The sequence below is a fragment of the Nitrosospira sp. CT genome, assembly GCF_059489795.1.
Genome location: NZ_JCAHZJ010000019.1, coordinates 26,198 through 36,685 on the forward strand (window position 1 = coordinate 26,198; position 10,488 = coordinate 36,685).

Annotated in this window: 12 protein-coding genes and 2 pseudogenes; 13 read left to right on the plus strand and 1 reads right to left on the minus strand. The window is 51.3% G+C overall.

All coding sequences use genetic code 11. The features are described from left to right. Window positions 1-48: 48 nt before the first annotated feature. The 10 genes from AC52W5_RS03435 to AC52W5_RS03480 all read left to right on the plus strand — a co-directional run bounded on the left by AC52W5_RS03435 (window position 49) and on the right by AC52W5_RS03480 (window position 9,426). Window positions 49-999, plus strand: coding sequence for a glycosyltransferase family 2 protein (locus AC52W5_RS03435; protein WP_495669982.1), 951 nt, complete (start codon window positions 49-51; stop codon window positions 997-999). A 181-nt stretch (window positions 1,000-1,180) separates the two neighbouring features. Then, window positions 1,181-1,771: an acyltransferase gene (locus tag AC52W5_RS03440; RefSeq protein WP_495669983.1), complete on the plus strand. Its 591-nt coding sequence runs from the start codon at window positions 1,181-1,183 to the stop codon at window positions 1,769-1,771. 136 nt (window positions 1,772-1,907) lie between these two features. Beyond that, window positions 1,908-2,681, plus strand: coding sequence for a WbqC family protein (locus AC52W5_RS03445; RefSeq protein WP_495669984.1), 774 nt, complete (start codon window positions 1,908-1,910; stop codon window positions 2,679-2,681). Next, complete coding sequence (locus AC52W5_RS03450) at window positions 2,678-3,040, plus strand: EamA family transporter (protein ID WP_495669985.1); 363 nt, start codon at window positions 2,678-2,680, stop codon at window positions 3,038-3,040. The genes AC52W5_RS03445 and AC52W5_RS03450 overlap by 4 nt, the downstream gene beginning before the upstream one ends. Continuing rightward, on the plus strand, window positions 3,037-3,915 hold the full coding sequence (locus AC52W5_RS03455; RefSeq protein ID WP_495669986.1) for a class I SAM-dependent methyltransferase: 879 nt from the start codon (window positions 3,037-3,039) through the stop codon (window positions 3,913-3,915). Before AC52W5_RS03450 ends, AC52W5_RS03455 begins: the two co-directional genes overlap by 4 nt. Further along, the gene (gene rffA / locus AC52W5_RS03460) at window positions 3,890-5,107 is read left to right on the plus strand and encodes a dTDP-4-amino-4,6-dideoxygalactose transaminase (RefSeq protein ID WP_495669987.1); all 1,218 of its coding nucleotides are present in this window, start codon (window positions 3,890-3,892) and stop codon (window positions 5,105-5,107) included. Before AC52W5_RS03455 ends, rffA begins: the two co-directional genes overlap by 26 nt. Window positions 5,108-5,109: 2 nt before the next feature. Continuing rightward, complete coding sequence (locus tag AC52W5_RS03465) at window positions 5,110-5,571, plus strand: hypothetical protein (protein ID WP_495669988.1); 462 nt, start codon at window positions 5,110-5,112, stop codon at window positions 5,569-5,571. Then, a complete protein-coding gene (locus AC52W5_RS03470) occupies window positions 5,457-6,776 on the plus strand; it encodes an ArnT family glycosyltransferase (RefSeq protein WP_495669989.1) in 1,320 nt (439 codons plus the stop codon). The genes AC52W5_RS03465 and AC52W5_RS03470 overlap by 115 nt, the downstream gene beginning before the upstream one ends. A 249-nt stretch (window positions 6,777-7,025) precedes the next feature. Then, window positions 7,026-8,228 carry a TIGR04063 family PEP-CTERM/XrtA system glycosyltransferase gene (locus tag AC52W5_RS03475; protein ID WP_495669990.1) on the plus strand — a complete coding sequence of 401 codons (1,203 nt, stop codon included), beginning with the start codon at window positions 7,026-7,028 and terminating at the stop codon, window positions 8,226-8,228. Window positions 8,229-8,238: 10 nt separating this feature from the next. Beyond that, a complete protein-coding gene (locus tag AC52W5_RS03480) occupies window positions 8,239-9,426 on the plus strand; it encodes a glycosyltransferase family 4 protein (RefSeq protein WP_495669991.1) in 1,188 nt (395 codons plus the stop codon). Here AC52W5_RS03480 and AC52W5_RS03485 read toward each other — a convergent pair. Further along, window positions 9,382-9,663 (minus strand): annotated as a pseudogene (locus tag AC52W5_RS03485) (integrase core domain-containing protein); the annotation flags it as partial. The gene AC52W5_RS03480 and the pseudogene AC52W5_RS03485 overlap by 45 nt on opposite strands. Before the next feature lie 75 nt (window positions 9,664-9,738). Here AC52W5_RS03485 and AC52W5_RS03490 point away from each other — a divergent pair. The 3 genes and pseudogenes from AC52W5_RS03490 to AC52W5_RS03500 form a co-directional block, all read left to right on the plus strand. Further along, window positions 9,739-9,900 (plus strand): annotated as a pseudogene (locus AC52W5_RS03490) (transposase); the annotation flags it as partial. Between the two features lie 82 nt (window positions 9,901-9,982). Then, complete coding sequence (locus AC52W5_RS03495) at window positions 9,983-10,138, plus strand: hypothetical protein (RefSeq protein WP_495669992.1); 156 nt, start codon at window positions 9,983-9,985, stop codon at window positions 10,136-10,138. A gap of 73 nt (window positions 10,139-10,211) precedes the next feature. Next, a partial coding sequence (locus tag AC52W5_RS03500) for a helix-turn-helix domain-containing protein (RefSeq protein WP_495669993.1) occupies window positions 10,212-10,488 on the plus strand: 277 nt, incomplete at its 3' end.

Below are 10,488 nucleotides of genomic sequence, written 5' to 3' on the forward strand. Positions count from 1 at the left end.
GCTAACATGAGCAGTTTGGGGATTGGAAGAAACGCCCATAGATTATAGATGAAGCAAATCACTATTACCGATGTGGTGCCGGAGATTACCATCGTTTCTACGATGTACCGCTCACGGCCTTTTCTCGGGCAGTTTCTTGCCGAATGCTTACAAGCTTTAGCGGATATAAAATGCGACTACTTCGAGATACTGCTGGTTAATGATGGTTCGCCCGATGATTCCCTTACTTACGTGCTGGAACGTAAGGGGGAAATTTCCCAATTGGTAATCGTCGACCTGTCGCGCAACTTTGGTCACCATCACGCAATCCAGGCTGGGTTGCAGCATGCTCGGGGAAATCTGATCTTTTTGATTGATTGCGATATGGAGATATCACCTCGTATTATGGTCGAGTTCCACCGCAAGCTCGAAGAATCAGGTTGCGACGTTGTGTTTGGCTACCAGGAGGTGCGAAAGGGAGGAAGATTTGAGCAGCTCAGCGGCCGGCTCTTCTGGAAAGGTTTCAATATGCTCAGCGAGATCAAGATTCCTGAAAACATTCTCACGGAACGGATCATGACGCGTCGATACGTAGAAGCGCTTCTGCAACTGGGTGATCGCAATTTATTCCTGGGCGGGATGATGAGTTGGGCAGGGTTTCGGCAAATTGGCGTACCAGTGGTAAAGAGACAGCGAGAGGGCCAAAGTACTTATACACTCATGCGCCGCGCTGGTCTTATGGTCAATGCAGTCAGTTCCTTTTCAGCCCAGCCCTTGATCTGGCTGTTCAACACCGGCATCACTATTACCCTGCTAAGTTTCTCCTTCGCGTTTTACCTAGTTTTTCGAAAGCTGGTATTTGACGACGCTCTATTAGGTTTTACATCCCTGATGGCTGTCATGACGCTTAGTCTTGGTATTCTGACTACAGCAGTGGGAGTCGTCGGTATTTATTTGGGAAAAGTCTTCAATCAGGTACAGAATCGGCCGAACTATATCGTCAGAGACATTTACCGCTGATTATTCCGTTCGTGTTCGGTATCTCTGAATGTACTTGGGCAGGAGCGAAATTTGCTGAGCACGTGAGGCGATCAGGCTGATCTTGATCTAAATAGGCCAATTTTTTTGGATAGAATCAGGCAAGCTGGCGAAGGGAATGTAAGGCGCCTTACCCTGATATTTTCGATTATTGAATTGTTTTATGAATCAGAAACAAGATAATCGTTATTACTCCAGAGAAGAACTGGAGGCAATGAAGTTCAGAAACCTCGGGCGTGAGGTACTGGTTAGCCGGACTTCCCGGTTATATATTCCCGAATACATATCCATAGGCGATTATTCGATCATAGACGATTTCTGCATTGTTTCCGGTAATATCGAGTTGGGGAGGAATGTTCACCTGGCACACGGATGCAGAGTCATCGGAGGCCGCGAGGGAATAAGTATGGGTGACTTCTCAGGCTTGGCTTTCGGGGTAACGATATTTGCCCAGTCAGATGATTATGGCGGTGACGCCCTGACAAATCCGACAGTGCCCATGAAATTTCGGAAGATCATGAGAGCCCCGGTTGAAGTCGGACGTCACGCCATAGTAGGTACCGGAAGCATCGTATTCCCGGGTGTAATACTGGGAGAGGGATCGTCAGTCGGTTCATGCAGCATGATTACCAAATCAACAGAGCCGTGGTCCGTGTATTTCGGGATTCCTGCAAAAAAAATCAAAAACAGGCGTCAAAATCTGCTTGAGCTGGAACGGGAATACCTTGCCGAGCAGAAAAACAGTTCAGGATAAGGCAAAAGGCTAAAGCGGGGAGATTCAATTAGGCGAACCAAACCGGACGAACAAGAAACCGGCGAAAAAAATTGAACGACTGAAATGAACACAGGCCGCAAGGCAATCTCGTCCCTCCCTTAGAGCTCGAAGCAACATGATCCAAGACCGGATTGAAAAGAGTGTATCAGCAGGCTCATTAGCAGGCACAGCCGGCGGGCGCCGGGTTGCCATTTTGCAATCCAACTATATACCCTGGAGAGGCTACTTCGATCTCATCCATGACGTCGATCTTTTCATCTTTTATGACGACGTCCAATATACGCATTCCGATTGGCGCAATCGGAACAAACTGATCACCAGGGATGGCCCACGCTGGCTGACTATACCCGCCGGTCATAACCTGAAGCGCCTGATTTGCGAAGTGGAAATTCCCGACCAGCGCTGGAAGCAGCAGCACAGGAACGCCATCGAACAAAACTACCGAACTGCGCCTTTTTTCGAAGAATCACAACCGCTGCTGGATTTCCTGTATGAAAATTCGATAACAAATCTTTCCGATTACAATCAGCGCGCCATTCGGCATCTCTCCCATATCCTCGGGATTCAAACCGAATTTACCGATAGCCGGCTTCTTGCAGTTGACGGTGGGAAAACCGGGAGGTTAATAGGCATCCTCGAGAAAGTAGGCGCAACCCAATACATCAGTGGTCCCACGGCAAGGAATTATATTGACGAATCCCTCTTCGTGCAGGCTGGCATTGAGCTGCTGTATAAGGAATACCCGCCTTATCCATCTTATCGGCAATGCTTCGGGCCCTTCTCACCTTTTGTAACCGTACTGGATCTGATTTTCAATAGGGGGGCGGAGGCCCCTCAATATATCTGGGGCTGGCGGAGCGCGGGCAGCGCAGTGATAAGTACATCATGAGTTACTTCTATATTTTTCTTACGGTTGCCTTTACCGTATACGGACAAATCGTGCTCAAGTGGCAGGTTATAGGTGCCGGCGAATTTCCCACCAGTGTTTCAGACAAAATTCTATTCCTGGTGCGGTTGGTGCTCAATCCATGGGTTATCAGCGGATTCCTTGCCGCGTTCTTCGCCTCGCTGACATGGATGGCGGCAATGACAAAACTGGAATTGAGTCATGCTTATCCCTTCATGAGCCTTAATTTCGTGTTTGTTATCATTCTGAGCAGTCTTTTATTTCAAGAAACAATTACTCCGTCAAAAATCGTCGGCCTGGGTTTCATTATCCTGGGAATCGTGATCGGGAGCAGGGGTTGAAAATCTGCACTTCATGCGAACAAAGGTTTGGAGATGACGATTGGCTCTGCCCTGTTTGTTTCTCGAGCCCGGTGCGAGTGGATGGATATTTCAGTTTTGCTCCAGAGTATGCAAAATCTAATGAAGGGTTTCAGCCTCATCACTTTGATGAACTGGCGCACGCCGAAGCAGGACACTTTTGGTTTCGCTCGCGAAACCGCCTCATTGTATGGGCGTTAAATCGTTTTTTTCCGGATGCGAGGAATTTCCTTGAAATCGGGTGCGGGACGGGATTTGTGCTATCGGGCGTGGCCAATGCCAATCCGCACCTCGAAGTAAGCGGGAGCGAGATTCACTCAGCGGGATTGAAGTATGCCGCGGATCGTGTAAAGGGCGCCATGTTGTTTCAAATGGATGCGCGCAATATTCCATTTGAAAACGAGTTTGATGTCATTGGCGCATTTGATGTGCTAGAACACATTGAAGAGGATGAAAGAGTTCTGGCACAAATGTTTCAAGCGATATCTGCTGATGGAGGCATAATTCTTACGGTTCCTCAGCATCGGTTCTTGTGGAGCCAGCAGGATGAGTATGCGTGTCATGTTCGCCGCTATGAAGCACAAGAACTGCAGGATAAGGTGGAAAAGGTGGGATTTCGGGTGGAAAAGGCGACATCGTTTGTATCGCTGCTATTGCCGCTGATGTTCATGTCACGATTGTCCAAACGCAAACCCGTGGAGAACTATGATCCGACACAGGAACTTCGCATAAGCGGATTAGCAAATGCAGCACTGGAAAAAGTGCTTGATCTGGAACGTCTAATGATCCGCGGCGGGGTCTCATTTCCGATGGGAGGATCCCGATTACTGATTGCCCGAAAACCAGCAGGGGCGTAATCACCACATGCAAATACCATTCAATAAACCCTATATGACCGGGAAGGAGCTCTGGTATGTTAGCCAGGCTCATGCGAACGGACACCTGGCCGGCGATGGGGTTTTCACGAAGAAATGCAACGCGTGGCTGGAACGCCGCATCGGGTGTCAAAAGGCGTTGCTGACACATTCGTGCACGGCTGCGCTGGAGATGGCGGCCATTCTTGCGCAGATCGGCCCTGGGGATGAAGTCATCATGCCATCCTACACCTTCGTCTCGACCGCCAATGCGTTTGCATTGAGAGGGGGTGTGCCTGTATTCGTGGATATCCGCCCCGACACATTCAACATCGACGAGACCCTGATCGAAGCAGCGATCACGCCGAAAACGAGAGCGATTGTGGCAGTGCATTATGCGGGAGTCGGTTGCGAGATGGATGCCATCATGCCTATCGCGGAACGTTATGGTTTACTGGTTATCGAAGATGCCGCACAGGCCATCATGTCCACCTATAAAGGCAGGCCGCTGGGGAGCATCGGTCATCTTGCCGCGCTAAGCTTTCATGAGACTAAGAACATCATTTCGGGGGAGGGGGGCGCCTTGCTGATAAACGATCCCCGATTCGCCGAGCAAGCCGAGATAATCCGGGAAAAAGGGACGAACCGCAGTCTTTTTTTTCGTGGCCAAGTGGACAAATACACTTGGGTTGATTTGGGATCATCCTACCTTCCCAGCGAACTCGTCGCCGCCTTCCTTTGGGCGCAGATGGAAGAAGCGGACGTCATCACCCGGCGCCGCCTCGATATCTGGGATATCTATCATGCCCACTTTGAGCTTCTGGAAGAGCAAGGCAAAGTCCGCCGCCCCATTGTTCCCTCCGATTGTGCCCACAACGCGCACATGTACTACCTGGTTTTGCCAAGCCTCGACAAGCGTACCGCTTTTATCGACGCGCTCAGACAAAAAGGCATAGGAACGGTTTTCCACTACGTGCCCCTCGATAGCTCTCCTATGGGCGGAAAGTACTGTCGCAGGTCAGGAACATTAACTCAAACACAGCTTTTGAGTGATCGCCTGGTGAGACTTCCGCTGTGGCTTGGCCTGGAAGAATACCAGAGTGAAGTCATCGGGCAGGTTATTGCCGAATTAGGAAAAAAGGCATGGGTGGCGTTCAATATCGCCCACAAACAGACCAGAGCAGAGAAACATTAAATTTGCGACTGAACTGGCGGGACGTACTATCGTTGCTTGCCTTATGGGCAGCGACTTGCCTATTGTTCTGGAGCGCTCTTCACGCCGAGGAATTCTGGTGGACGGATGAGTCGCGGCACGCCATGAACGGCGTTTTCTTCCTCGATCTCTTGCGAGATATGCCTTGGCAGGCCCCCTATGAATACGCTCTGCAATATTTCGCCCAATATCCCGCCCTGGCGCTGACCTGGTATCCGCCTTTCTTTCCTCTGGTTGAATCAGGAACTTTTGCCCTACTGGGAATCAGTGAATTTGCCGCGCGCCTCACCGTCATGGTGTTTGCCCTCATCGGCGTCACCGTGTGGTATGCGTGGGTACGGCCAATCTGGGGAGGCGAGCTGCCATACTATCCAGCCTGCTTTACTTTTCGGCCCCAGGCGCGCTTGATTGGACCCGATCCGTCATGCTGGAGGTTCCGGCGATAGCGATGATCATCGTTTCGGTTCTGGCATTCGATCGCTACCTGGAGCGGCCCAGCTTCCGTCGTGCCGCAATTGCTGGTTTCTTATTGGGCTGCATGTTACTGCTCAAGCAGACGACTATTATCATTCTGCCCGCATTACTGACTTATGCGTTGATTACGAAGCGTGGACGACTACTCTGGCGGTGGGAGGCGGCCCTGCCTTATGTAATCGTAGGAATAGTTGGCATACTGCTGACCCTGCATGCGCTTAAATTCGGCTCGACGCCGGTAAGGGCTCTGGCTGATCAATTTGGCTCAAACCGGGCGGAACTATTGACCATGAAGCGATGGGAGCATTTCTGGTTGGCATTGCGAGATGTATCCGGTTTAGGGCTGGCTATCGCTGTTCTTGCGGGGGGGGTGTTATGCCTGGTGGTAAGGGGGAAAACCGAGGGTAGGCCGCAGGAAATCCTGTTGTTCCTTTGGATCGGGGCCTCATATTTATTTACGACGATCATAGTCGGCAGCGGTGAAGGTAACGTTCCGCGTTACACAATGTATGCTCTACCGCCTCTGGCATTGCTGGCTTGCATGCCGGTGAGTCAAACCGTTGTGAGGAATACAAATATACGGCGGATTGCATTCGTGCTTCTGGCCGCACTTGCCGGGTGGAATATCTATACGGGGGGCGTAAAAGCGCATCCCTATGTCGCAGGATACGAAGAGACAGCCGAATTTGTAGCCGACCAGCAGGATACCGGTCTGATCCTGTTTGCCGGAAAACATGACGGCAACTTCATCTTTCATCTACGAGTTGCGGACTCGGAGAAAGAGAAAGCCGTATTGCGCGCCGATAAAATACTGGTGTCCATGGCGGTACACAAGTCGTTTGGCACGGTCTCCTATGTCGAGTCCGTAGAGGATGTCGTCGGGTTGATTGACCGTTACGGCATCGGCACAATTGTGATGGAAAGCCGCGATGTGGTAGACCTGCCGGAATTCAAACTTTTGGCCAAGGCAATGGATGACCCGCGGTTCCAGATGATAAAAGAGATACCGATAGCAACCAATGTGCCGGAATTTGCAGATCTATCAGTTCGGGTTTATCGCTGCCTAGAGAAGAAGGAGCAGGCAGGCGGTCTCGTCATTCCATTGCCGCATATGGGAACCGAGATCAAGTTGAAACCACAGCAAGCTACATCCGGCACATCCGCAGGTGCGCCCTGATCATTTCTTTTCACAACCCTCTTTGGTAGGCCACCTTCTGGTAAGCTGGCAAAGGTTGTGCGGATTGCGACGTTCTTATTCAGACCCTGATCGTAAAACATGGAAATCGGAAATATCCCTGGTTGCGGGCAGGCAAACCCATTGCTGCTAGCGGCCATTCACTGCTGGGCGCTGTATGGCGAAGGAGATACTCAAGTTTCTGTCGGCCTGCCGTTATCAGGTATTGTTTTATAAGTCTCAGATGAGTCGATGCGAATCCTCCATATCCTTGATCATTCCATCCCGCTTCATAGCGGGTACACGTTCCGAACTCTCTCCATTCTCCAAGAACAACGAGCTTTAGGCTGGGAAACCTTTCACCTGACCGGATCGAAGCAGGAAAATTGCAATGTTCTGGAAGAGGAAATCGACGGATGGCATTTTTACCGTACCCCGGTTGCGGGGAGCTTAACAGCCCAGCTGCCTGTCCTGAACCAAATGGCCGTTATCGACACTCTGACCCGTCGCCTGAACGAGGTGGTCGAGCTCGTCAAGCCGGACATCCTGCACGCACATTCCCCCGCGTTAAACGCAATACCCGCCTTGAGGGTGGGCGGTGAACAAGGACTTCCTGTCGTCTATGAGGTCAGGGCATTCTGGGAAGACGCGGCAGTGGATCATGGTACCAGTCGGGAATGGGGGGTTCGATACCGACTGACCAGGGGGCTGGAAAGCTATGCGCTAAGGCGTGTAGATGCCATCACAACCATTTGCGAGGGACTGCGTCGCGATATTCTCGATCGAGGGATTGGCCCAGAAAAAGTAACAGTCATTCCCAATGCAGTGAATCTCGAAAATTTCAGCATGAGCAATAGCCGCGACCTGCAACACGCTCAGGATCTCGGGGTAGAAGGCAAGCTGCTGCTCGGCTTCATTGGGTCTTTTTATGCGTATGAAGGTTTGAGCGTCCTATTGCGGGCATTACCCAAAATGCTGTCCATAAATCCTGATATCCGCGTCCTGCTGGTTGGGGGTGGCCCGCAGGAAAAGGAATTAAGGGCTATCGCAAGCCAGCTGGGATTGGACGGCAAGGTAATCTTCGTTGGTCGCGTTCCTCATGATCAGGTTCAGCGATACTATAATCTGATTGATGTCCTTGTCTACCCAAGATTACAGCTGCGCCTCACTGACTTGGTCACGCCGCTCAAACCCCTTGAAGCGATGGCTCAAGGCAGGTTGCTCGCAGCTTCTGATGTTGGTGGTCATCTCGAACTCATCCGCGGTGGAGAAACTGGCATTCTGTTCAAGGCCGGCGATCCGGGTGCATTGGCGGACGCAGTGCTGGATCTTCTTTCCCAACCCTTGAAATGGCCGAGCCTTCGCGCGGCCGCCAGAAATTTTGTGGAAATGGAGCGCAACTGGCGCGCAAGCGTCGCGCGCTATCAACCCATCTACGAAAGGTTAATAGGTTAGTTGCTTCGCAATGAAAATCCTGACCTTCAGCACCCTTTTTCCCCATGCAGCACGTCCCAACCACGGTATCTTTGTGGAAACTCGCCTCCGCCATCTGGTTGCCACCGGCAAGGTGGAATCGCGCGTAGTGGCTCCGGTACCTTGGTTTCCTTTCAAGCATTCACGTTTTGGCCAATACTCGACCCACGCACGAGCACCCCGAACAGAAACGCGTTTCGAGATAAAGGTTGACCATCCGCGCTATGCGCTCTTGCCAAAAACAGGCATGACTTTGGCTCCCCTGACGCTTTATCAAGCGTCAAAAAACGCTATTAATCGCATTATGGATGAAGGTTATACCTTCGATCTGATCGATGCCCATTATTTTTTTCCGGATGGCGTCGCAGCGGTCATGCTCGGAAAACACTTCAATAAACCGGTTGTCATCACGGCTAGGGGTAGCGATATAAGTTATATTCCGCAATTTCAGGTACCGCGCCGAATGATTCAATGGGCAACGCGGCATGCAAACGCATCAATTACAGTATGTGAAGCACTGCGTACAGCTATTATCGATATGGGAGCAGAGCCGTCACGAACGGTTACGCTACGCAATGGAGTAGATTTGGACTTCTTTCGTCCTATGGAGCGTGAAGCCCAGCGAAAAAAATTCGGGTTAACCGGCTTTACCCTGCTTTCAGTGGGCAACCTGGTCCCGCTTAAAGGCCACGACATGGTCATCGAGTCCCTGCTGCAACTGCCCGGGGCAAAGCTGATCATAGCTGGCAGCGGCCCGGAGAGGGATAACCTGGAAGCGCTGACTGGCCGCCTCGGCCTTTCTGACCGGGTCAAATTTGTCGGTACCCTCACCCAAGCCGACCTCAGGGATTATTACAGCGCTGTCGATATATTGGTATTAGCCTCAAGCCGCGAAGGCTGGGCCAACGTGCTGCTCGAATCCATGGCTTGTGGCACACCCGTTGTTGCCACCGATGTTGGCGGTACGCCTGAGGTAGTTGCCTCGCCGGACGCTGGTAGGCTGATAACCGAAAGAACCGCTAGGGGAGTGGCAGAGGCAGTTGCAGCATTGCGCGCAGCCTATCCGTCTCGCGAGGCTACGCGGAAGTATGCCGCAAAGTTTAGCTGGAGTGACACTATCCGAGGGCAACTCGATTTATTCACCCAGATTCTCGCTTCTCGCAAAGTGGGAACAGCTTGACAATTTATTAGAGCATTCTGGATTTACAACCTTTGCAAGCCTGCCTGCCTGAGTTTGATTGCCGAGCGCAGAATGCGGACGCTCATTGTTATAAAACTGCCGCCACTTCTGGATCAATACTTTCGCTTCATGCCGTTTAATGAATCATTCACGGTTGAGGCATTCATCACGCGGTTTACCGTTGAAGCTTTCCATGAATCCATTCTGTCAAGGGCTGCCAGGCTTAATAAAAGCTGTGATGGGCTCACGAAAATGTAACCAGCGGTAATATTAGTTTTCGGCAAAACTTACCTTTGGAGGAAGGAGTTTAGCATGAAGACGAAACGGTTCAGCATGGAGCAGGTTGTTGCGGTACTGAAGGAAGTTGAAGCTGGGATGGCGATAGCGGACTTGATTCGTCGCATTGATATTTCCGAGCAGACCTTTTATAGCTGGAAGAAGCAGTACGTCGGCCTGGACAGCGATCAGGCAAGATAGCTCAAACAACTTAAGGAGGAGAACGAACGCTTAAAGATGATCGTGAGGAATTGAGCCTGCAGACATCATTAAAAAAGTGGTGAAAGTCGCTTCCCGACGTGCCATCGTGGACTATCTCAAGAACTGCTATCCAAGGCAAGGACTGGCGGCGCTCGCCATGCGTTGTGACCGCTGCGCCAACACCTTCTTCTCCGCCATCTGTATCGCCGCTACCGTCATCTTCTATCTCAATTAATGAGTCCTGAGCCTAGGTGTTTAGTCCCGCTGTATGCTGGTGTAGAGTATTGCCAGCTACAGAGAGGGGAATTATGGGACAGATATTACATGGCTGCGCCACAACGACAGAGGCGGTGCGTCGAGCGATACAACATAGTCAAGAGAGCCTGATGGTTCTGGCTGCCCGCTACGGGATCAATCCGAAGACGGTGGCAAAGTGGCGTAAGAGAGCACATGTGACAGATGCTCGCATGGGTCCGAAGGAAGTGCGGTCAACCGTTCTGTCAGTGGAAGAAGAAGCGGCTGTAGTTGCGTTCCGCAGGCATACCTTGTTGCCCCTGGATGATTGCCTCTATGCCTTGCACGCAA

Excerpts from the sequence above, each read along its gene's own strand:
- AC52W5_RS03435 (WP_495669982.1), top strand. The coding sequence starts at position 49 with ATGAAGCAAATCACTATTACCGATGTGGTGCCGGAGATTACCATCGTT.
- AC52W5_RS03450 (WP_495669985.1), top strand. The coding sequence starts at position 2,678 with ATGAGTTACTTCTATATTTTTCTTACGGTTGCCTTTACCGTATACGGA.
- AC52W5_RS03445 (WP_495669984.1), top strand. The coding sequence starts at position 1,908 with ATGATCCAAGACCGGATTGAAAAGAGTGTATCAGCAGGCTCATTAGCA.
- AC52W5_RS03480 (WP_495669991.1), top strand. The coding sequence starts at position 8,239 with ATGAAAATCCTGACCTTCAGCACCCTTTTTCCCCATGCAGCACGTCCC.
- AC52W5_RS03440 (WP_495669983.1), top strand. The coding sequence starts at position 1,181 with ATGAATCAGAAACAAGATAATCGTTATTACTCCAGAGAAGAACTGGAG.
- AC52W5_RS03475 (WP_495669990.1), top strand. The coding sequence starts at position 7,026 with ATGCGAATCCTCCATATCCTTGATCATTCCATCCCGCTTCATAGCGGG.